The organism is Streptomyces sp. LBL (assembly GCF_029893585.1).
GTDB lineage: Bacteria > Actinomycetota > Actinomycetes > Streptomycetales > Streptomycetaceae > Streptomyces.
Genome location: NZ_JARXYX010000018.1, coordinates 1 through 22680, shown reverse-complemented (window position 1 = coordinate 22680; position 22680 = coordinate 1). Strand labels below are relative to the sequence as shown.

The window sequence follows — 22680 nt, the reverse complement described above, 5'->3', positions numbered from 1 at the left end:
ACGTTGTCCACGGGGCTCTGGACAGTACGGGAGGACAGATATTCCGGAACTACGCGGACGACTGAAAACCTCGGAGGAAGCGCACGGAGATGTCCTCCACCGGCGGTTGCCCCGGCCCACCGCCGAGGTTTGGCATTGGCCCACCCGGCCGGGACTTCCCGCCACCTGGCCTACGCGCTGAACGAGACCGCCGTCACCGAACGTGCGGGCCGGACCGGGTCTGCGAAACCGGGGGTCGTGCAGACCATTGCATCCGAAGACCGCCCGCCCCGGCGTCGGGGCGGTTCAGGTGTGGTCGGCGGCGGGCATCCACCATGCCTGGGGCGGCGGATCCAGCCAACCGCTCTCGGCGGCGATGGTGCGGATGGCGGTGATGGCGCCGTCCAGCGACTTGATCGGCGGTCCGGACCGCCAGACTGCCGAGAACGGGTAGACGGGTACCGGGTCGACCACCGGCCGCACCACCACGTCGTCCGCCACCGGTGTGAACAGCGGCCCTAACGCCGGCGCGTGGTAGGCGGTCACCGCCGCGTTGGCCGCACTGCGGCCGTGGCCGCGCATGCGGTACCCGACCTCCAGCCCGAACTCGGCGATGAGTTCCTCGTTCCAGTCCAGCCAGTCGGTCGCCTCCTCTGCGATGTGCAGCAGCAACGGGTACTCGGCCAGATCCTCCATCCGGACGGCGTCGTGCCCGGCGAGCTTGTGCTCCGCGGGCAGGGCGACGCCCATGGACTCCAGCCGCACCAGCTGGTGCTGCAGAACCTTGGGCAGGGGGCCGTCGAGGCCGTGCACCCGGCCGAAGGCGAGATCGGTCCTGCCCTGGAGGAGACCCGTCACGGCGACGGTGAAACCGTGCCCCTGCACGACTTCCAGCGTCACCTCGGGCAGTCGCGAGCGCAGCTGCCGCGCGATCAGGTCGGTGGTGGGCAGCCCCTCGGTGATCACATCGACCCGCAGCAGCGGCGCGGTCCGGTTGAGCTCCACGATCATGGCCCGGGCCTCTGCGAGCAGCCGCCGACCGCGGTCGACAAAAAATACTCCGGCCGGTGTCAGCTCGACGTGACGGCTGTCCCGGATAAAGAGCACGACCCCCAGCCTGGCTTCGAGCTGAGCGATCTGCGAGGACAATGTTTGCTGGGCAATCAGTAACTTTTGAGCGGCACGCCCGAAGTGCAACTCATCTGCCAGGATCACCGCATAGCGTATGAGGCGTAAATCAAGTTCCATATGCGCTATTCCACGGAGTTGTGCGCGTTGAACATGAACCCGCAGTAAGCAATGCCATACAGCGCCACAGTCTCCGTTAACATCCTCACCTGCTGTCACAGTGAACCACTGTCGTCCCACAGCTTACCTGTGTTGGACTCCGCCGGACGAGATCATGTCGACTAAGGGGCATGGTCGTAGACGAAGCCGCTCGACGGTTGCACTCCCGTAGCAGCCGCCGACTACTACCCGATCGGGCGACCGGGCCCGTCGCCGCACCGTCCCTGAATGTTCGAAGCGCCGTGGACCGCGACGATACCCGATGCGGTGATCACGGAGAGTCCCTCGCGGTCGGCCACCCCGACCGTGGGGCCGGGAAAGGCGAGGGAACAACCACCTTCGCGTGCTTACCTGACAGCGCGTCAGCCACGGCCGGACGAGCGGTCCGTGATGTGTTCGATTCTCCCGCGCGGTCGTGCGGCGTGTACGGAGGTCTCGATGCCCGAACGGGCAATTCGAGGCACGGTGCGCCGGGGGACAAGTCAATCCCGTCAATCCCGCAGAATTCCGCTCGGTACTCGGGAATTTCTGCTCCGGAGTAACAGTGGTCACCTCCATGGGGCCGGACGGACCCGTGGGCTTCACCTGCCAGGCGTTCTCCTCCCTGTCGCTCCGCCCTCCCCGGATCGTCCTGTGTCCCAGCCGAACCTCGACGACCTGGCCCATCATCAGCGCCCGCGGCTCTTTCTGCGTCAATGTACTGGCGGAGAACCAGCGCAGCCTCGGCATTCAATTCGCGCAGTCCGGCGGCGACAGGTTCCAGGGGGTGTCGCATGGATCTTCTCCCCCTATGGATCCCCGCTACTGGCAGGCGCTTCCGCATGGCTCGACTACCAACAGCACATGGAATACGACGGGGCGACCACGTCATCGTCGCGGGAGACGTCCGATGGCTCGACGCGACTCCCGCCCGTCCTCCCCTGCTGTATTACCGGGGTCGCTACGCGCAGGTGGGCGGCGAAGCCGTCGACTGAACCGACCGACTGCTCCGGAATGGGACTCCCGTCATTCCGGAGCACTCTTCCCGAGCGGAAAACAACGATCCCAATCCTAAAGAGGAGAGTGTCGACGAAATGGACTCTGCCGCGAACCAGCCGGGCCTGCTCGCGGGGTTCGATGTCTTCATCGGAGGGCCGATCCAGCACGCCATCGTCCAGGGCTTCCCCGGCCCCCTGCAGGACACGTTCCTCCGGGCGATCGGCACGGTCCGGGAGCACGGCGGAAACATCTTCTCGGCACACATGGTCGAGAAGTTCGGAGCGGAGACGGCGGCTTTCACCCCGGAACAGGTGTCGGTGCGGGATTTCCAATGGATGAAGAAGTGCGACATCTTCGTCCCGATTCTCCCGGTTCTGCCCGACCAGACCCTGCACCGGACGGACGGCACACACATCGAACTCGGGTGGGCCACGGCCCTGGAGCGACCCGTCGTGCTCATCACCCCACAGCCCTTCGTGGATTCGGCGAGCCACCTCCTCAAGGGGCTGCACCGCGTGGGCTCGGTGCAGGCCATCGGCTTCGACGAGTTCAACGAGAAGCCCGAGCGGCTGATCGAGGCCATCCTCGCGGCCCTGGACCAGCAGGAGGACGCCGTCACCTCCGCATAGGGCGTGCGCCGACCCCCACCTGCACCCCTGTCCTCTTTCGAGGGAGAGCCAAGTGCCCGACTTTCCTGTCCTGGGCTTACGGATCAAGAATCCGGTGATCGTCGGATCCGGGCTCCTGACGGATCAGGAGCGCAACATACGCAGACTGCTGACTTCGGGCGCGGGAGCCGTTGTCACCAAGACCATCCACCCCAGTCCCCCGCAGGGGCTGGAGGAGCGGATCCTGCGGCTGCCCGTCGGCATGCTGAACAGCACGACGTACTCCAAGCGCTCCGTCGACTACTGGCTGCGGGCCCTGCGCTCCTGTGCCGCGGAGGGGCTGCCGGTCATCGCCTCCGTCCACGCCGACACGCCAGTGGAGCTGGGCGAGCTCGCTCGGGAGGTCGAGCGCACCGGCTGCCGGGCGTTGGAACTTGGCATCTCGTGCCTCAACGACGAGACCGGGTTCGGGGACGACGACCCCGACCGGGTATTCGCGTATACCGCCGAGACCCGCAGCCGGGTCGCGCTGCCCTTCTCGGTCAAGGTGGCCATCGGCGACGCCCTGGAAGAGCGGGTGCGGGCCGCGATCGCCGGCGGCGCGGACGCCATCACGATGAGCGACACCATCCCCGGCGCGGCCGTGTCCCCGCTGACCGGCGGGCTGGAACTGGGCGGCACCTACGGCTACTCGGGGGCGGGCATCAAGCCCCTGGTGCTGGCGGCCATCTGGCGACTGCGCAAGCGGGGGTTCGACCTGCCCATCATGGGGTGCGGCGGCATCAACTCCGGCCGCGACGTGGCGGACTATCTGAACGTCGGCGCACACGTGGCGCAGGTGTACACGGCACTGCACACCGACATGTACGACACGCTGAAGAGGATCGTCGCCGAGACCGACGACATCCTCTCCGGGACCGCTCCCGTCACCCTCGAGACGGTGGAGGTGACGACCTGATGGCCGGGCCGATCACCGACCTCACCAGCGCCCAGATCACCGACCGGGTGACCGGCCGGACCGTCGTCTGGCCCATCGGGGCCACCGAGCAGCACGGTCCGCACCTGCCGCTCTCCGTCGACGCCGTGCTCGCCGAGGAGTTCGCCCGCGAGATCGCCGGCGAGCTCGACGGGCTCACCCTGCCGGTGCAGTCGATCGCCGCGCGGTCGCTGCCGCAGAGCGGCGGCGGGCTGTCGTTCCCCGGCACCGTGTACGTGGGCGGGGACACCCTCGTCCGGTTCCTGCGCGAGGCGCTGCGGTCGCTGCTATGCCTGCCGATGGCGCGGCTGGTCGTGGTGAACGGGCACTTCGAGAACGAGCCGTACATCTTCGAGGCGCTCGACCAGGTGCGCCAAGAGGGCCTGCTCGCCGACAAGGAGGTCTTCGCCTTCAGCTGGTGGAGCCTCGTGCAGGAGTCCTGGACAGCCGCCGAGACGGACGCCTTCCCCGGCTGGCACGCGGAGCACGCGGGCGTGACCGAGACGAGCCTGATGCTCCACCTGCGGCCGGACCTGGTCACCGACCTGCGGCCGGACCACGACACCCCGCCGCGCGCCGGGGTGTACCTGCACCCCGTCGACGTGGACCTGATCAGCAACAACGGTGTCCTGTCCTCGACTTCGGGATCGAGCGCCGAGCTGGGCGAGAAGCTCTTCCGCCATGTGACCGACGAGGCGGTGGCCATGGTACGCGAAGGCGCCGGGCTCCTGCGGGCGCGGACCGGACCGGACGAGCCCCGCCGGGCCGCCACCGCAACAGAAGGGACGCGCAATCATGACGCGTAAATTCCATCTGGCCTTCATCTTCGACTTCGCCGCGGACGAATGGCGGGGCCCGTTCGGCACGGGGGGCTCGCCCTGGGACGGCACGTTCCACACCGGTGTGGCCCAGGCGCTGGAGCGCGCCTGCTTCGACTTCGTCATCGTCGAGGACAAGCTCATGGTGCCCGAGAGCTACGGCGGCTCGCGGGAGGCGGCGCTCACGCAGGCCATGATCGTGCCCAAGCACGACCCCGTCCCGCTCGCCGTCGCCATGGGGCTGGCCACCCAGCACCTCGGCATCGTCACCACGCTGTCCACGCTGGCCTATCCCCCGTTCATGACCGCGCGTCTGGCCTCCACCATGGACAACATGCTCGGCGGGCGCTACGGCTGGAACATCGTCACCAGCGCCGAGGACCTGGCCGCCCAGAACTTCGGCATGGAGAAGCTGCCGCCGCGCGACGTCCGCTACGCGATGGCGGACGAGTACGTCGAGGTGGTCAGGCAGCTGTTCGCCTCCTGGGACAAGGACGCGGTCGTGCTCGACCGGGAGAAGGGGATCTACGCCGACCACACCAAGGTCCGCCCGATCAACTTCAAGGGCGAGTACTTCACTGTGCGCGGCCCTTTGAACACGGTGCCCTCGCCCCAGCACCGCCCCGCGTTCGTCCAGGCCGGCGCCTCCCCCGCGGGACGGGACTTCGCTGCCCGCAACGCCGACTCGATCATCGCCATCGCCAACGGCCCGGAAAGCATGAAGGCCTTCCGCGACGACATCCACAGCCGGGCCAGGAAACTGGGCCGGGACCCCGCCGAGATCAGGGTGCTGTTCTGCGTCACCCCCACCCTGGGCGACACGGAGGAGGACGCGCGGGAGAAGCAGGCCAGGACCGTCTCCTCGCCCCAGTTCATCAGGGACATCCTCGCCCAGATGTCCGCCCTCACCGAGATCGACTTCGCGCAGTTCGACGTCGACAAGCCGCTGCCGTACAAGCTGGAGACCAACGGCGAGCAGGGCACCCTGGACAAGTTCCAGCAGTGGGGAAGCGACAAGACCCTGCGCGAACTGGTGATGGACGGCGCCGGCGGGCTGGTGTCCTCGGTGGAGCTGGTCGGCACACCGGACCAGGTCGCGGACCGCATGGGCGAGGTGATGGACGAGGTGGGCGGCGACGGGTTCATCCTCACGACGCCCCTGCTGCGGATGAACCGCCGCTACGTCGCCGAGGTCACAGACGGACTCGTCCCGGCGCTCCAGCGCCGCGGCCTGACGCGCTCTGCCTACACAGCCGGGGCCACGCTGCGCGAGAACCTGCTGGAGTTCTGACACCCCACGGTCACGTCCTGCGGTTCTCACGTCCTGCGGTTCTCCCGTCCTGCGGTTCTGAGGCCCCGCAGGGGCGGGCCCGCCCGGTCCGCGCAGGGCGATGCCCGACAGCCGTCGGCTCCGTCGGCTCCCGAGAATCTCCACGTCCTTCCGTGAGGTCGAAGACGGATGTGTCCGGCCACGCGGCAATGAGCGGCAATGAGGGGGCAAAGTGCAGGGGAAGCCAGAGGAAGTCCTTGAGCTGACCGGCGCCCAGAGCGGCATCTGGTCCGACATGACGGCGGAGCCCGGCAGCCCGTCGTTCAACTCCGCCGAGTACGTGGAGCTGACCGGTGACCTGGACGTCCCCGCGTTCTCGCTGGCTCTGCGCCAGGTGGTCGAGGAGGCGGAGGCGCTCAGGGTCGAGTTCGTGGAGACGCCGGACGGGCTGCGCCAGGTCGTCCGGCCGCCGGCGAGCGGGCTGCTGCAGACGGTGGACCTCCGCTCCTGCGCCGATCCGCGCCGCGAGGCCCTGGACCGCATGCGCGACGACCTCGGGCAGAAGGTCGACGTCGTCGCCGGCCCCCTCGTCGGCCACCTGCTCTTCCGGCTGGGGGAACGGAACTTCATCTGGTACCAGCGCGTGCACACCCTTCTGGTGGACGCCTTCAGCCTCTCCAGGCTGACCCGCCGGACCGCCGACCTCTACACCACGCTGACCACCGGAGGCACCGACCGCGGCCCCACGTTCCCGCCGCTGGCGGAGCTGGTCGCGAGCGAGGCCGAGTACCGCCGCTCCGACCGCTTCTCCGCGGACCGGGCTTTCTGGATCGAGCAGTTGGCCGCGCAGCCCCACCCAGTCCTGTTGTCCGCCGCGCCGGCGGCCACGGCGTCGGAGACCTTCCTCCGCTCGTCCGCGGTGCTGCCGTCGAGCCGGTTCGGCCGGATCACCCGAGCGGAGCGGGACCTGGGGACAAGCTGGCCGGTCCTCGTCACCGCCTGCACCGCCGCGTACCTCGGCGCGGTCCGGGGGGTGGACGAGGTCGTCCTGGGCCTCTTCTCCTCGGGGCGCTCCGGAATCGGCGCGGCCGACGTCCCGGGCATGATCTCCAACATCCTTCCGCTGCACCTGGATGTCCGCCCGTCCTGGACCGTCGGGAGCTACGTCGCGCAGGTGGGCAGCGCCATGATCCGGGTGCTGGGGCACCAACGCTTCCGGCAGGAGGACATGCGCCGGCACCTGCGTGCGACCGGGAACTCCGGTCCCCTGTACGGGCCGCTCGTCAACCTCATGCCGTTCCCCCGGGAGTTCGACTTCGCAGGGGCGCGCGGTACGGCAAGGAACATCAGCACCGGCCCGATCGACGACCTCTCCCTGGCCGTCTACGAAGTCGTTCACGAAGCCCGGGAGGAGTCCGGGGAGGAGTCCAGGGAGGCGACCCTCGCCGTCGACATCGACGCGAATCCCGAGGCGTACGCGCAGGACGAGATAGACGGCCATATGGACCGCCTCACCGCCTTCCTTGACGCGTTCGTGGACGCCGGGCCGTCGGCGGGCCTGGGCGACGTGCTGGACGTGGTGCTGGACGGGGCCGCGCCGGACGCGTTCGTACCGGGCCGGGGAGCCGGGACATGAGCGCGCGTGTTGCCGACCCCGTCCCGGTCCCGTCGCCGAACCCGCCCAGTTCCCGAACCTGGCTCCGGACCCGACCGGACAGGGCCTGGGCGAGACCTGTCGGCCCACCTGAAGGAGTGATCACATGGCGGAAACGTTTGTTCCCTGGCCGGCCGACCTCGCGGACCGCTACCGCCGCGAGGGCTACTGGCGGGGCGAGACTCTGGGCGACCTGCTCCGCACCGCGGCGGAGCGGCACAGTGGGCGGACCGCCCTCGTCGACGCGCGCCGGTCGTGGACGTACTCCGAGCTGGACGAGGAGGCGGACCGGACGGCCGCCGGCCTCCGGCGCCTCGGCGTCGTGGCGGGCGACCGGGTCGTGGTCCAACTCCCCAACGTCGGCGAGTTCGTGGTGCTGTGCCTGGCCCTCTACCGGGCCGGGGTGATCCCCGTCCTGGCCCTGCCGGGGCACCGCCGCAGCGAGATCATCCACCTGTGCCGGCTGTCGGAGGCGGTCGCGTACGTCGTCGCGAGCACGCACGAGGGCTTCGACTTTCGCGACCTCGCCCGGGAGGTGGTCGCCGAGTCGCCGCAACTGCGGCACGTCCTGGTGCTGGGCGACCCGGCCGAGTTCACAGCTCTGGCGTCGGTGGCGGCCGAACCCGAACGGCTACCGGCGCCGGATCCGGCCGGTGTCGCGATGCTGCTGCTGTCCGGGGGCACCACGGGGCTCCCCAAACTCATCCCGCGCACCCATGACGACTATGCGTACAACATACGGAAAAGTGCCGAACTCTGCGCTTTCGACGAGTCCACCAGCTATCTCGTGGTACTGCCGGTCTCCCACAACTTCGCCTGGGGCTGCCCCGGTGTGCTGGGAGTCCTACAGGCCGGCGGCAAGGTGGTGCTCGCCCACAACGCCAGTCCGCCCGAGGCCTTCCCACTCATCGAGCAGGAGCAGGTCACCACGGTCGCGCTGGTGCCGACGCTCGCCGTGCTGTGGTCCGAGGCCAGGAGCTGGCTCGACACGGACCTCGGCAGCCTTCGCCTGATGCAGGTCGGCGGCGCCAAGCTGGCCGAGACCCAGGCGCGGCAGGTCCTGGCCGCCTTCGGCTGCGCCCTGCAGCAGGTGTTCGGCATGGCGGAGGGACTGCTGAACTTCACCCGCCTGGATGATCCCCAGGACATGGTCGTCACCACCCAGGGCAGGCCGATGTCGCCCGCGGACGAGGTGCGGGTGGAGGACGAGCACGGCAACCCCGTGGCGCCGGGCGAGTGCGGCGAACTCCTCACCCGCGGCCCCTACACCCTGCGGGGCTACTACCGCGCGGAGAGCCACAACCGCGTCGCGTTCACCCTCGAGGGCTACTACCGGACCGGCGACGTGGTCCGGGTGACACCCGAGGGGAACCTGGTCGTCGAGGGCCGGATCAAGGACCAGATCAACCGGGGCGGGGAGAAGATAGCCGCCGCCGAGGTGGAGCAGCACCTGGTCGAACACCCGGCGATCCAGGAGGCCGTCGTCGTCGGCATGGCGGACGCCGGGCTCGGAGAGACGATGTGCGCTTTCCTGCGGGTCAGCGGAGCCGGCCCGAGTCTGGGCGAGGTCAGGCGGTTCCTGACCGCCCGCGGGATCGCCGCCTTCAAGGCGCCGGACCGCGTGGAGGTCGTCGACTCCTGGCCGCTGACGAGCGTGGGCAAGGTCGACAAGAAGGCGCTCGCCCGGTTCCTGGCCGAGCGGCGTCCCGCCGGCGCCTCGGGATGACCGGCCGCCCACCGCCCCGCGGACACCCCAGGACCACCGCCGGCCCGCCGCCCCGCCGGGGGCCGGGGGCGGCAACGCCGCACGCCGCGGGCGGACACCGCGGCACACAGGCCGCGGCATACGAACCGTGAGACACAAGCCACGAGACACAAGCCACGAGACACAAGCCACGAGCCACAAGCCACGAGCCACGAGACACAAGGAGGGCCATGTCCCACCGCATCCGCTACCACAAACTGGTCGTGCCGACGTCCAACGATCCGCTGCTCGTCGTGGCGGCACTGGCCCGCGAGTTCGGCACCGAGGACCACGTCGTCTACGAGGGCCCCCGGGGGTACGCGTTCGCGGTCGGCCGCCTCGCGGACGTCGCGGTGCACCGTGATGCCGTCCGTGTGCGCCACCGCGGCAGGGAGAGCCGCGAGCCCTGGACCTCGTCCCCCTACCCCGCGCTGCAGCGGGCCCTCGACGGCCTGCCCGTCGAGGAGTGGCGGGCCTACGGCACCGCCGACTTCGAACTCTCCTACGCGGGCGGCGAGCTGCACGACACACTCGACGACCGGCCGTTGCTGCGCCTTATCGTCCCGGAGCTGGAGGTGACGCTGCACGACGGCGTCGCCGAGATCCGGGGCACCGACCGGCACCGCCTGAACCGCGTCGCCGACCTCGTGCTCGGCCCGACCGCGGAGCCGGACGTCGAGACCGCGCCCGTCCCCGTGGAGGATGCCGGCGCGGCCGACTACGAGAAGGCGGTCGACCACACGGTCCGGGACATCAACGAGGGGAAGCTGCAGAAGGTCATCCTCTCCCGGGTCGTCCCGCTCTCCGGAGAGATCGACCTGGTGGCCACCTACGTCGAGGGCCGACGGAACAACACGCCGGCCAGGTCCTTCCTGCTGCGACTCGGCGGGATCGAGGCGGCGGGGTTCAGCCCCGAGATCGTGGTGTCGGTGGACTCCTCCCGGCAGGTGACCGCCCAGCCGCTCGCCGGCACCCGGGCGCTGTACCCGGACGCGGAGGAGAACGCCCGGGTCAGGGAGGGACTGCTGGCGGACAGCAAGGAGATCTTCGAGCACGCGATCTCCGTCAAGATCGCCTACGACGAGCTCGCCGCGCTCAGCGCGCCCGCTTCCCCGGTGGTCAGCGACTTCATGGTGGTCAAGGAGCGCGGCAGCGTGCAGCACCTGGGCTCGGAGGTCCGGGCCGAACTGCCGCGGGACAGGGGCGCATGGGACGCGTTCGCCACGCTGTTCCCCGCCGTGACGGCCTCGGGCGTCCCCAAGGACGTCGCCTACCGTTACATCCGGGAGTACGAGCCGGGCGACCGGGGACTGTACGCGGGAGCGGTGCTGACGGTCGGCCAGGACGGCACGCTCGACGCGGCCCTCGTGCTGAGGACGGTGTTCCGCGCCGAGAACCGGACGTGGCTGCGCGCGGGCGCCGGGATCGTCGCCCAGTCGACCCCCGAGCGGGAGCGCGAGGAGACGAGCGAGAAACTGCGCAGCGTCGCGCTGCACGCGGTCCCGGCGACACCGGCACCGGGCCCCGTCCCCGCTCCCGCTCCGGCTTCGGTTTCGGCACCGGCACCGGCACCGGCACCGGCAACCTTCGGCCGGGCGGAGATGCGGCGCGACATCGCCGACCTTCTGGGCGCGGCTCCGGAGGAGGTCGCCGACGAAGAGAACCTGATCATGCTCGGGCTCACCTCGCTCGCGGTCATGACGCTGGCCAGCCGGTGGAGCAGCAGCGGAGCCGTGGTCCGCTACACCGACCTGCTGGAGCAGCCGACGATCAGCCACTGGTCCTCGCTCATGGAGGACCTCCCCGCCCGCCCGTGACCCCGCCCCGAGCCGGCTCCGTGGCCCGCCCCGGTGACGGGACGGGCCGGAGCCGGCTCCGTGGCCCGCCGACGGCAGCACCCCGCACGTCTTCTTCCCCCGGTCACCCAGGTCCTGCACTGGTCCCGCCGGCGACGACAAGCACAACACCGCGCACGCATCAGTCACTACAATCGACGTGGCCACAGCCCGTGAACTGAATACCCGTCACGCCAAACACGGTTGCAGTACTAGGAGTACTAGGAGTACTAGGAGCGCAAGGAAGGGACCGTTGGTGAGACAGCGCCACAGGACGACCCGCCTTCTCGGTTCGCTGCTGCTCGTCGCGACGGCGAGCGCCTTCGCCGTCGGCGCGACACCGGCCGCCGGTTCACCCGCCGCCGGTACACCGCCCACGACCCCGCTCGACCGGGTGGTCCCGGCGCCCGCCTCGGTCACGCCCGGGGGATCGCCGTACCGCATCACCCGCGACACGCACATCCGCGTCGACGACTCCAGCGAGGCCCGCGACCTCGGCGCCTACCTCGCGCGGCTGCTGCGCCCCTCCACCGGCTACCCCCTCCCCGTCACCACCCAGGGCGACGGCGGTATCCGACTGCGTCTGGCCAAGGGCCCGTTCGGTGCCGAGGGCTACCGTCTCGACAGCGGGGCCAAGGGCGTCACCGTCACCGCCACCCGGCCCGCCGGGCTCTTCCACGGCGTCCAGACCCTGCGCCAGCTCCTGCCGGCGGCCGTCGAGAAGGACACCGCGCAGCCCGGCCCCTGGCTGGTCGCGGGCGGCACGATCCAGGACACCCCGCGCTACGGCTGGCGCGGCGCGATGCTCGACGTCTCCCGGCACTACTTCACCGTCGACCAGGTCAAGCGCTACATCGACCAACTCGCCCTCTACAAGGTCAACAAGCTGCACCTGCACCTCATCGACGACCAGGGCTGGCGCATCGCGATCGACTCCTGGCCGCGCCTGAGCACGTACGGCGGCTCCACACAGGTGGGCGGCGGCCCCGGCGGCTCCTACACGAAGGCCGACTACCGGGAGATCGTCCGGTACGCGGCCTCGCGCTACCTGGAGGTCGTCCCGGAGATGGACATGCCGGGCCACACGAACGCGGCGTTGGCCTCCTACGCCGACCTGAACTGCGACGGCGTCGCGCCCCCGCTCTACACCGGCACCGACGTCGGCTTCAGCTCGCTGTGCGTGTCGAAGGAGATCACGTACGACTTCGTGGACGACGTCATCCGGGAGCTGGCCGCCCTCACCCCGGGCCGCTACCTCCACATCGGCGGCGACGAGGCGCACTCCACGAGCCATGAGGACTACGTCACGTTCATGGACCGGGTGCAGCCTATCGTCGCCAAGTACGGCAAGACGGTGGTCGGCTGGCACCAGCTGACCGGCGCGACCCCGGCGAAGGGGGCGCTCGCCCAGTACTGGGGCCTGGACTCGACGAGCGCGGCGGAGAAAGCCCAGGTCGCCAAGGCCGCGCAGAACGGCACCGGACTGATCCTCTCGCCCGCCGACCGGATCTACCTCGACATGAAATACGACGAGGACACGCCCCTGGGGCTGTCCTGGGCGGGGTACGTCGACGTGAAGCGGTCCTACGACTGGGATCCGGGCGCCTATCTGCCGGGAGCGCCGGCCGAGGCCGTGCGGGGTGTCGAAGCGCCGATGTGGACCGAGACACTCGTGACGAGCGCGGACCTCGAGTACATGGCCTTCCCACGCCTCGCGGGCGTCGCCGAGCTCGGCTGGTCGCCGGCGGCCACGCACGACTGGGGCACGTACAAGGTGCGGCTCGCGGCGCAGGGGCCGCGGTGGGACGCGCTGGGGATCGGCTATCACCGGGCGCCGGAAGTCCCCTGGCCCGCACGGTAGTTCGGGCAGCTCGAAAGGCGGGCAGCTCGAAAGGCGGGCACACCGACGGACGGGCACCCCGGAGGACCGTACTCCGGGGTGCCCGTCCGCCCGTCCGCCCGTCCGCCCGTCCGTCCGCACGTCCGTCTGTCCGTCTCTGTCAGAGCCCGGCCAGAGGGTTCTGAAGGTTCCCGACCAGCTGCAGCGCGCCGGAGGGGTCCGTCAGGTCCACCATCTGCCGGTTGTCGCGCAACTGGAGCCGGTTGAGGCAGGACAACGCGAACTCGGGGGCGAAGATGTCGTACTGCTCGAACCGGTCGGCGAGTTCGGGCGCCGAGCGCTGGTAGTCGCGGGTGACCTCGGCGACCGTGCGCCAGAAGTCCTCCTCCTCCAGGATCCCCTCGGTGGCGAGGTTCGCGGCGAGGAACCGGAAGAAGCAGTCGAAGACGTCCGTGAAGATCGACAGGAGTTTCTGGTCGTCCGGGATCTCGACGCGCACCCGCTCGACCGTCGGCGGCAGCACCGCGTCCGGATCCATGACGGCGATCTCCTCGGCGATGTCCTTGTAGATCGCGCGCTGGACCACGCCGTCCTTCAGGACCAGGATCACGTTCTCGCCGTGCGGCATGAACACCAGGTCGTAGGCGTAGAAGCTGTGCAGCAGCGGGGTGTAGTACGCCGTCAGATAGCGGCGCAGCCACTGCGCCGGCGGCAGCCCGGACCGCTCGATCAGGGCACCCGCGAAGGAGGCGCCCTCGTGGTCCACATGGACGAGGGAGGCCATCGTGGCGAGCGACTCGCCGTCCTGGAGGGACGGGACCGGGCTCTCCCGCCACAGCGCGGCGAGCATCTTGCGGTACGGCGAGTAGCGGTCGGTCGCCTGCTCGTACTCCAGGTGCCGGTAGCCCACGGCGGCCCGCTCCCGGATGATGGTGAGGCCCGTCGACTTCAGCACCGGGTCGCCCTCGATGAGCTGGGCCAGCCAGTCGTTGATCGCCGGGGTCGCCTCCATGTACGCGGCCGAGAGTCCGCGCATGAAGCCCATGTTGAGGACGGACAGGGCCGTCTTCACATAGTGCTTCTCGGGGTGCGACCGGTTGAAGAAGGTCCGGATGGACTGCTGGGCCAGATACTCGTCGTCGCCCTCGCCCAGGCAGACGAGGTGGCCACGCGCGACCTCGGCGGCGAAGGTGACGCTGAGCTTGTTCCACCACTGCCAGGGATGGACGGGGATGAGGAGGTGGTCGGCGGGGTCGAGGCCCTTGTCCCGCAGCGTCCGGTCGAAGCGGTCGACCGTCTCCTCGCCCAGTTCCTCCCGTACGAAGGACTCGTACGCGATCCCGACGCCCGCCGTGAACGCCGCCCGCGAGCGGTGCGCCGCCAGCCACACCAGACGGACCGGGCTCGCGGCCTCGGGGGCGTACGAGAGGTAGTCGTGGATCCCGAAGCCGAGCCGCCCGTTGTTCGCGACGAAGCACGGGTGGCCCTCGGTCATGCCGGTCTCGATGGCCTGGAAGCCGCTGTTCACCAGCTCGGCGACCGGGATCTGCGGCTTGGTGAGTTTGAAGCAGGTGCCGGAGACGGTGGAGGAGATCTCCTCCAGGTAGACCGGCAGGATCTCGTCGCTCAGGCCCAGCGACTTCTTCAGCTCGATGAAGAAGTCGAGAGCGTCGAGCGGGAGTTCCTTCCCGTCGCGGGTGCGGGTGATCGAACCGGCGTCCACCTGCCAGTGGTCCAGGGCACGGCGGGTGGCCGAGAAGCGGTAGCTGGTGAGGCCGTCGTCGCTGCGGACGACGTACTGCTCGTCGTGCTTCTCGCCGTCCTGCTCGACAGCCTTCGCGACGGCTTTTTCGGGCGTGATGAGCCGCTCGTGGGCGAACTCCGCGAGGGCCTTGCGGACGAGGAGACGGCCGGCCGTCTCCCAGCGTTCGGGGGAGAGGTGGGCCACGGCGTCGGCGAGGGTCATGCGGGCACCGCCTGGTGGAACTGTTCACGGGTGCAGAAGCTCAACAACGCCGTCTTCTCCGGTTTCTGTATCTTCCGGTCGGGCACGAACCCGACTGCCTCGTTGAGGGCGTGCACGGCCGTGTTGGTCACGTCCGGCTCGACGACCACGCGGTGGACCTCCGGGTCCGCGAAGAGGTGCGCCATCACGGCCGTGATGACCGCCCGGGTGAAGCCGTGCACGGGCCGGTCGGTGGGGGCGACCAGGAAGTGCATGCCGACATCACCGGGCCGCGGCTCGTACAGGCCGACCAGCTCGCGGTGGGCCGGGTCGTACTTCTCCATCAGGAACGCCGGTACACCGTCGTGCAGACCGAGCAGGGCGTGATGGTGCTCGTCGGCGGCGATCTGCGTGTACTCCCGCTCGACGTCCTCAAGGCCCGCGTCCTGCATCATCCAGAAGGCCGCCTTGGGGTGGGTGACCCAGGAGTGCAGCAGCTCGGCGTCCTTGAGGGGGTCGAGCGGGCGGAAGGTGATGGTCATATGCCGAACTCCTGGAACGCGATGGTCTTCTCGACCGGGTAGTACTCGGTGCCGAGCAGCTCACGGATGAGGTAGCTGTTGCGGTAGGCGCCCATGCCGAGGTCGGGGGACGTGACGCTGTGGGTGTGGACGCCGGCGTTCTGCAGGAACACGCCCCGGCCGGTGGTGTCGATGGCGTAGTTGCGAGCCACGTCGAAGTTGCCCTGGGAGTCGTAGCGCAGCCTGTCCTTGATCGGCGCGAGGAACTCCGGCTCGGCGTAGTGGTAGCCGGTGGCCAGGACCAGCCCCTGGGAGCTGATCTCGAAGTCCTTCTCCTGCTCCTCCTGGTGGAAGGAGAGGGTGTACGTGCCGTTCTCGTACCGCGCGCCGGTCAGCGAGGAGTTGGTGAGGAGCCGGGTGGGGACCGGACCGCCGAGGTTCTTCTGGTAGAGCAGATCGAAGATCTCGTTGATGAGGTCGCCGTCGATGCCCTTGAACAGGCCCTTCTGCTGGGCGGTGAGCCGGTAGCGGGTGGCCTCCGGCAGGGCACGGAAGTAGTCGATGTAGTCCGGGGAGGTCATCTCCAGCGTGAGCTTGGTGTATTCGAGGGGGAAGAAGCGGGGCGAGCGGGTCACCCAGTTCAGCTGGTAGCCGTGGACGTCGATCTCGCTGAGGAGGTCGTGGTAGATCTCGGCGGCGGACTGGCCGCTGCCGACGAGCGTGATCGACTCCTTCCGCTGCAGCTCCGCCTTGTGCCGCACATAACGGGAGTTGTGCAGGAGGTCGCCGCCCAGGTCCGCGCAGGCCTGCGGGATGTACGGGGTCGTACCGGTGCCGAGGACCAGGTGGCGGGCGCGGTGGACGTCCCCGTCGGTGGTCCGTACGGCGTACAACTCGTCCTCGTACGTCACCTCCGCGACCGTCGTCGAGAAGCGCACGCTGCTCAGCTTGTTCGCGGCCCAGCGGCAGTAGTCGTCGTACTCGACCCGCAGGGGGTAGAAGTTCTCGCGGATGTAGAACGAGTACAGCCGGCCCTTCTCCTTCAGGTAGTTGAGGAAGGAGTACGGCGAGGTCGGGTCGGCGAGGGTGACCAGGTCCGACATGAACGGGGTCTGGAGGTGGGCACCGTCCAGGAACATGCCGGCGTGCCACTCGAAGTCGGGCTTCGACTCCAGGAAGACGCCGTCGAGTTCGGCGATGGGCTCGGTGAGGCACGCCAGGCCGAGGTTGAAGGGGCCGAGCCCGATGCCCACGAAGTCATGGGTGCGGTTCGTGGCTTCAGGAAGCGCGGTCAAAAGACTCTCCCAGGTACTGCTCGGCATGGCCGGCGATCAGGTCGAGGACGGCGGTCATGTCGTCGGTCGTCGTCTCGGGGTTGAGCAGGGTGAACTTGAGGTAGTGGCGGGCGCCCACCTTGGTACCGGCGACCACCGCGTCGCCGGAGGCGAACAGGGCCTTACGGGCGTGGAGGTTGGCGCGGTCGATCTCGGCGGGGTCGGTGACGTCGGCCGGGATGTACCGGAAGACGAGGGTGGAGAGGGCCGGCTCGACGACGACGTCGAAGCGGGGGTCGGCGGCGAGCAGTTTCCAGCCCTCCACCGCCAGGTCGCAGACCTCGTCGAAGAGCTGTCCGATGCCGTCGGCGCCCATCACGCGCAGGGTCATCCAGAGCTTGAGCGCGTCGAAGCGGCGGGTGGTCTGGAGGGACTTGTCGACCTGGTTGGGGATGCGTTCCTGGATCGTGCGGCGCGGGTTGAGGTACTCCGCGTGGTAGGTGGCGTGGCGCAGGGTGGCCGCGTCCCGGACCAGCACGGCGGACGAACTCACCGGCTGGAAGAAGGACTTGTGGTAGTCGACGGTGACCGAGTCGGCGCGCTCGATGCCGTCGATACGGCCGCGGTACTTCACGGAGGCGAGCAGCCCGCAGCCGTAGGCGGCATCCACGTGCATCCACACGCCGTACTGGGCACACAGCTCGGCGATCTCGGGCAACGGGTCGATGGAGCCGAAGTCGGTGGTGCCGGCGGTGGCGACGACGGCCATGGGGACGAGACCGTCCTGCTCGCAGCGCTCCAGCTCACGGGCGAGCGCCACGGTCTGCATCCGCTGGTCGGCGCCTACGGGGATCGACACCACGGCGTCCTGGCCCAGGCCCAGCAGTTCCGCGGACTTCTTCACGCTGAAGTGGCTGGCCTCGGAGGCGAAGATGCGCATGGTGCCGAAGGAGGCCGGACCTTCCCACCCCTCCCGGCCCGGCTTGGCCTCCTCGCGGGCCAGCAGCAGTGCCTGGAGGTTGGACTGGGTGCCGCCGGAGGTGAACACGCCGTCGGCGTTCTCGCCGAGGCCGATGCGCCCGGCGGTCCAGTCGATGAGCTTGCGTTCGATGAGGGTGCCGCCGGCCGACTGGTCCCAGGTGTCCAGGGAGGAGTTGACGGCGGAGAGGATCGCCTCGCCGAGCACGGCCGGGATGACGACCGGGCAGTTGAGGTGGGCGAGGTAGCGGGGGTGGTGGAAGTAGACGGCGTCCCGGAGGTAGACGTCCTCCAGCTCGTCGAGTGCCGCGGCGGTGTCCTGCAGCGGCTGGTCGAGGTCGATCTCGTCGATGCGCGGGGAGAGGGCGTCGGCGGTGATGCCGGTGAACGGACGGGACGTGGTGGCGAGTTTGGCCGCCACCCGCTCTATTCCTTCGGTCACGGAGCGTCGGTAGTGCTCCGCGGTCGTGTCGTTGAGCAGGTGCGAGCGCATGTGCGGGTCCTCCGGTGGGGACAGTCCGTGGGGCGGGGAGTGGGACGGAGCCTCGGCTTCAATTTAGGTAAGCCTAACCTAATTAAAGCGAACGAAACCTTGACCTGCCGTGACCGCCGTCACTCCGAACGCAGGCCTGGCGGAGGCGAGTTGGGGTGAAACGGGTCAGGTCACTCCTGCTCGCGAAGCTGCTCCTCGGACAGGCCCCGCCGCCAGTAGCCGACGAAGGTGATCCTGCGCCGGTCGAACCCCCGCTCCCGCACGAAGTGCCGGCGCAGCTCCTTCACACAGCCGGACTCGCCCGCGATCCAGACGTACGGACGCTCGGCCGGCGGGAGGTGGGCGGCGCGGAGGGGGTCGAGTGCCAGGGGGGAGCCGGTGGTGTGGTTTCCCTCCCGCACCAGCCAGGTGATCTCGGCGTCCGCCTCGGTCACCAGGTCCTGGATGTCCGCGGCGTGCGGCACCTCCAGCCAGACCCGGGCACGGGTGCCGGCCGGCAGCGACCCGACGATGGAGCAGGCGGCGGGGACGGCGCTCTCGTCGCCCCAGATCACCACCAGGTCGGTGTCCGCCGGCGGCCGGAACCGGATCGCCCGGTTGTCCGCGAGCGCCGGCCCGAGCAGCAGGACCTTGTCCCCGGCGGCGGCCCGTGCGGCCCACGCGGAGGCCGGACCGGCCGGCGTGTGCAGCACGAAGTCGATGTCGATCTCGACGGTGTTCCCGTCGGGGCCGCGCCGCAGGTCCCGGAGCGTGTACGAGCGCATCACGGCCCGTACGTCGTCCGGGAGTTCACGCCACGCCTGCCACCAGCCGTCGCCGAGCTCGATCGGTACGACGGGCTCGGGCTGGCCGGGATGCGGAACGAACAGCGACAGGCTCTGGTCCCGCCCGTCGGAGAAGAGGGCGTGCAGATCCTCCCCGCCGAAGGTCACCCGGACCAGGGACGGACCCAGCCGCCTCGTCCGTACGACCTGGAGGGAGAAGAAACGGAACGGGGCGGCTACGGCGGTAGTCATGGGTAACTCCTGAATCGGCGTCAGGGATGCTTACCTGCGGCGCGGGTTCAACTGACCCTCTTCGCGTCCTCGATGGCCTTCGCGAGGTTCTCGACCATCGGCACGCACTTGTCGTACGACAGGATCGGCTCGGGAGAGCGGGAGATGACCTGGCCGGCCGCGACCGCGGGGAGTTTCTTCCAGGTCGCCTCGGTGATGTCGGCGGGCTGGATGGTCGCGGTGCGGTCGTCCATCATGATGATGTCGGCGGGATACTTGTCGACGTTCTCCCAGCTCAGCGTCTCGTACCAGCCGCCGGTCGCCTTCTTGGCGGACTCCGGGGGCTCGACGAAGTTCACGCCGAGGGCTTTGAAGTACTCCAGATCGATGGAGAGGTTGTTACCGGAGACGTAGAACGCGCTCTCCGCGGCGGAACCCGCCAGCACCTTGATCTCGGGCCGGGCCTTGGCGGCCTTGCGCAGCCGTTCCGAGGCGGCCTCGAAACGCTTCTTGGCGTCGGTGACCTTGGCGGCCGTCAGGTCCGCGCCGAGCGACTCGGCCAGCTCCCACATGCGCGCGAGCGGCTTGGTCAGCTGACGGTCGTAGACGGAGACGGCGACGCTCGGGGCCAGCTTGGCGATCTTGTCCTTCGACTTCTCGGGCACGTACCAGAGGGTGCCGGCGGCGTCGAAGGTGGTGGTGATCAGGACCTGCGGTGCGAAGGCCGCGTACTTCTCGATGTTGAACTGGTCCCACACGTTCCCGAAGACCGTCAGCTTACTGACGTCCATGTCGCCTGCCTGGACGTCGGCCTTGCCGCTCTTCGTCGTGGTCGGGCCGAACACGCCCTTGACCTCGATGCCGTAGTCGAAGAGGGCCGCGGCCACACCGGTGAAGGCGACTATCTTCGCCGGGACTTCGTCCAGCTTCGCGGTCGTGCCGCGGTCGTCCTTGAAGGACCAGGGGCCGGATGCCTGGGCGGGCGCTGTCGAGTCCGAGTCGCCGCTCTCCGCGTCGCTGTCGCCGCAGGCGGCCAGGAAGGCGCCGAGGCCGAGCGCGCCGCCGGTGGCGAGCAGGCCGCGGCGGGAGAGGCGGGCGGTACTGGCGTTCGGCATGGAGGGGTCTGCTTTCGTGCGTACGGGGACAACGGGGTGCACGCCAACAGTGGGTGGCGGAATCAGGCTTAGGTTAGCCTAACCTTCTGTTTTGTCCAGAGGGCACCCGGTAGCTGTGCCCGTCCTGCATGGAGCGATGCCGACGCGCGGCATGAGCGGCATGATGCGAGTCACAACCGGCGTGGTTCGCGGGTCGGCCATCTGCTCCAGGATCAGATCCAGCTTGCCCTCCAGATCCATGTCCCGGGATGCGGGCGGAGTAGGGTGCGGCGGCTGCTCTCCTGGGATGCCTTTGGTGCCGCCCGTGTCTCCCGGCTCGCCCCAGAAGAGGCTTTCTCCGATGACGTAGGCCAGCTCTTCCGGCTGCGGCTCGCTCGGCCGGGTGCGGGAGGGGATCACCGCAACCGAGGCCCGCCATTTCCTCGACGCTGCCCTCGCCGACCGGCTGCATGCGCTCTACGAACTCGCCCTGCGCACCGGACTCCGCAAAGGCGAACTCCTCAGCCTCCGCTGGGAAGACCTCGACCTCAACGCAGGCACCGCCACCATCTGCCACTCACTCCAACGCAGCCGGGGTGGATACCGAGGCGCTGCGCCACCCCGGCGATCTGGCGGTCAGAGGCGCAACCGCCCGGCGATCGCCATCCGGGGATTACGTCTAGGCTTTCCGGGCCAGTCCGGCGGCGATGAGGTGTTCCCAGACCGTGAGCTCTCGTCTTTCGCCCCTGTCCCACGCGTTGTCGGTTTTGTCGGGACGCCACAGGGACGCGGGGACGATCCCGGGGTCGAGGATTTCCAGGCCGTCCAGCAGGGAGGCGATTTCCGCGTCGCTGCGCCACCGGCCGCGACCGAACGTCTGCTGGAGGACCGTCTCGGCCTCCGCGGTCTCCGGGTTGTTGCCAGAGCGGAAGTGGCTGACGAAGAAGTAGCTTCCGGAGGGGACGTGGTCGCGCCAGTAGCGGACGATGCCGGCAGGGTCCTCGTCATCGTTTACGTGGTGGAGGATGGCGCTGAGGATGACGGCCACGGGACGAGCGAAGTCGATGATTTCGATGGTGTCGGGGTGAGTGCGGATGCCTTCGGGGTTGCGCACATCGACCGCGACGACGCGGGTCCGGTCGTTCTTCTCCAGCAGTGCGCGGCCGTAGACCAACACTTGGGGGTCGATGTCGACGTAGATGACCCGGGACTCGGGAGCGTGCCGTTGCGCGACCTGGTGGACGTTGTCCGCGGTCGGCAGGCCACTGCCCAGGTCGATGAACTGCCGAATGCCGGTGGTATTCGCGATCTCCCTGACCGCCCGCGTCAGGGCCGCGCGGTTGGCGAAGGCGATGGCCACCGAACCGGGCAGGTCGCGCTTGAACACGTCGCCGATCTCACGGTCCACGGCGTAGTTGTCCTTGCCGCCGAGCAGGTAGTCGTAGACGCGGGCGATGCTGGGCTTGGCCGGGTCGATGGAGGAGCCCTCGTTCGTCATGGCTGCCATTCTTCACCGCAACGGCGCCTGTGCAGCCTCGTTTTGGGGTCCTCCAGCTGGTCGGGGCGGCTGGTGGGCATGGACGCCTGAGTTCGTTGTCAAACGCCTCGACTGGATGACAGGGCGACTGACTTCACTGCCCAAGGACAGAGTGGGAGCGGAAGAAGGCCCGGGCCGATCTGGAGAGACAGTGGCTTCGCCTTCACCACGCCCACCGGCAGACCTCTCGACCCGGCCAACCTCACCCGCCGCTTCCGCAGCCTCCTCAACCGAGCCGGGCTCCGGCACATCCGCTTCCACGACCTTCGCCACTCGACCGCGACCCTGCTACTGGAAGAGGGAGTCGACCTCGTCGTGATCAAGGAACTGCTGAGGGCGACGACTCCGAAGAGCTGCCGCCCTCAGCGGTGCTTGTCCGCTGACGTTGCCGTCAGCGTTGCCGTCAAACGGAGTTACGCAGAACTCCGGTCATCAGCATCCACAGGCACATGGGCCGCAGTCACTACGCCAGAGAATGAAATCTCCACCGCAACCCGGTCAGCAGGAGAATAGATCCAGAGTTCCGGCACGGATAGGTCGACATACCCCGAGCGGAACGACGCCCCACGCCGCATGCGAGAAACCGCCGAGACCTTAAGGGAGCCTCGGCCGTTCCTGCGAGCGTCACGAAGCTACTTGCCTTCTTCCCTCAGCAAGATCTGAACCTTTGACGGAGATTGCGGATCATCCACCATTACCGAACTGACGGACATGTGGACGTCGTCGGTGACGTCCGGTGGGGCGTCGGGCACGGGGGCGTCGGAGAGCGCGTGCTCCTCCGGTGCGTCGTCCTCGACGGTCGGGGGAGTGTCCCCGTTCTGGACGGAATACGGCTACGACTCGATCGGCAACCG

At 69.0% G+C, this 22680-nt stretch carries 17 protein-coding genes and 2 pseudogenes; 11 read left to right on the top strand and 8 right to left on the bottom strand.

The window, feature by feature from the left end:
• Positions 1-285: 285 nt before the first annotated feature.
• Positions 286-1227, bottom strand: coding sequence for a LysR family transcriptional regulator (locus tag M2271_RS21855; RefSeq protein ID WP_280888981.1), 942 nt, complete (start codon positions 1225-1227; stop codon positions 286-288).
• A 595-nt stretch (positions 1228-1822) separates the two neighbouring features.
• Between M2271_RS21855 and M2271_RS21850 the strand changes: the two genes are divergently transcribed.
• The 9 genes from M2271_RS21850 (at position 1823) to M2271_RS21810 (ending at position 13010) form a co-directional block, all read left to right on the top strand.
• A complete protein-coding gene (locus M2271_RS21850; protein ID WP_280889126.1) occupies positions 1823-2320 on the top strand; it encodes a flavin reductase family protein in 498 nt (165 codons plus the stop codon).
• Positions 2321-2339: 19 nt separating this feature from the next.
• Positions 2340-2873, top strand: coding sequence for a hypothetical protein (locus M2271_RS21845; protein WP_280888980.1), 534 nt, complete (start codon positions 2340-2342; stop codon positions 2871-2873).
• Between the two features lie 52 nt (positions 2874-2925).
• The gene (locus tag M2271_RS21840) at positions 2926-3810 is read left to right on the top strand and encodes a dihydroorotate dehydrogenase (RefSeq protein WP_280888979.1); all 885 of its coding nucleotides are present in this window, start codon (positions 2926-2928) and stop codon (positions 3808-3810) included.
• A complete protein-coding gene (locus M2271_RS21835; RefSeq protein ID WP_280888978.1) occupies positions 3810-4634 on the top strand; it encodes a creatininase family protein in 825 nt (274 codons plus the stop codon). The genes M2271_RS21840 and M2271_RS21835 overlap by 1 nt, the downstream gene beginning before the upstream one ends.
• Positions 4624-5937, top strand: a complete 1314-nt coding sequence (locus tag M2271_RS21830; RefSeq protein WP_280888977.1) for an NtaA/DmoA family FMN-dependent monooxygenase — start codon at positions 4624-4626, stop codon at positions 5935-5937. Before M2271_RS21835 ends, M2271_RS21830 begins: the two co-directional genes overlap by 11 nt.
• 211 nt (positions 5938-6148) lie before the next feature.
• Positions 6149-7552: a condensation domain-containing protein gene (locus M2271_RS21825; protein ID WP_280888976.1), complete on the top strand. Its 1404-nt coding sequence runs from the start codon at positions 6149-6151 to the stop codon at positions 7550-7552.
• A 124-nt stretch (positions 7553-7676) separates the two neighbouring features.
• On the top strand, positions 7677-9296 hold the full coding sequence (locus tag M2271_RS21820; protein WP_280888975.1) for an AMP-binding protein: 1620 nt from the start codon (positions 7677-7679) through the stop codon (positions 9294-9296).
• Positions 9297-9505: 209 nt separating this feature from the next.
• Positions 9506-11131 (top strand): salicylate synthase, encoded by a 1626-nt coding sequence (locus tag M2271_RS21815; protein ID WP_280888974.1) that lies wholly within the window; start codon positions 9506-9508, stop codon positions 11129-11131.
• A gap of 274 nt (positions 11132-11405) precedes the next feature.
• Positions 11406-13010 (top strand): beta-N-acetylhexosaminidase, encoded by a 1605-nt coding sequence (locus M2271_RS21810; protein ID WP_280888973.1) that lies wholly within the window; start codon positions 11406-11408, stop codon positions 13008-13010.
• Positions 13011-13149: 139 nt separating this feature from the next.
• On the opposite strand, the gene M2271_RS21805 is transcribed toward M2271_RS21810, so the two are convergent.
• The 6 genes from M2271_RS21805 to M2271_RS21780 all read right to left on the bottom strand — a co-directional run bounded on the left by M2271_RS21805 (position 13150) and on the right by M2271_RS21780 (position 20310).
• Positions 13150-14955 (bottom strand): IucA/IucC family siderophore biosynthesis protein, encoded by a 1806-nt coding sequence (locus M2271_RS21805; RefSeq protein WP_280888972.1) that lies wholly within the window; start codon positions 14953-14955, stop codon positions 13150-13152.
• Positions 14952-15476, bottom strand: a complete 525-nt coding sequence (locus M2271_RS21800) for a GNAT family N-acetyltransferase (protein ID WP_280888971.1) — start codon at positions 15474-15476, stop codon at positions 14952-14954. Before M2271_RS21800 ends, M2271_RS21805 begins: the two co-directional genes overlap by 4 nt.
• On the bottom strand, positions 15473-16750 hold the full coding sequence (locus M2271_RS21795; protein ID WP_280888970.1) for a lysine N(6)-hydroxylase/L-ornithine N(5)-oxygenase family protein: 1278 nt from the start codon (positions 16748-16750) through the stop codon (positions 15473-15475). Before M2271_RS21795 ends, M2271_RS21800 begins: the two co-directional genes overlap by 4 nt.
• Positions 16734-18200, bottom strand: coding sequence for a lysine decarboxylase DesA (gene desA, locus M2271_RS21790; RefSeq protein WP_280888969.1), 1467 nt, complete (start codon positions 18198-18200; stop codon positions 16734-16736). The genes M2271_RS21795 and desA overlap by 17 nt, the downstream gene beginning before the upstream one ends.
• Positions 18201-18370: 170 nt before the next feature.
• On the bottom strand, positions 18371-19216 hold the full coding sequence (locus tag M2271_RS21785) for a siderophore-interacting protein (RefSeq protein ID WP_280888968.1): 846 nt from the start codon (positions 19214-19216) through the stop codon (positions 18371-18373).
• Between the two features lie 47 nt (positions 19217-19263).
• Positions 19264-20310, bottom strand: a complete 1047-nt coding sequence (locus M2271_RS21780; RefSeq protein ID WP_280888967.1) for an ABC transporter substrate-binding protein — start codon at positions 20308-20310, stop codon at positions 19264-19266.
• A 394-nt stretch (positions 20311-20704) separates the two neighbouring features.
• Between M2271_RS21780 and M2271_RS21775 the strand changes: the two are divergent.
• Positions 20705-20884, top strand: a pseudogene (locus M2271_RS21775) (tyrosine-type recombinase/integrase); the annotation flags it as partial.
• An 84-nt stretch (positions 20885-20968) separates the two neighbouring features.
• Here M2271_RS21775 and M2271_RS21770 read toward each other — a convergent pair.
• Entirely contained in the window at positions 20969-21796 is an 828-nt protein-coding gene (locus tag M2271_RS21770; protein ID WP_280888966.1) for an SAM-dependent methyltransferase, read from the bottom strand.
• A gap of 171 nt (positions 21797-21967) precedes the next feature.
• Here M2271_RS21770 and M2271_RS21765 point away from each other — a divergent pair.
• Positions 21968-22339: pseudogene (locus M2271_RS21765) on the top strand (tyrosine-type recombinase/integrase); the annotation flags it as partial.
• Positions 22340-22680 lie beyond the last annotated feature (341 nt).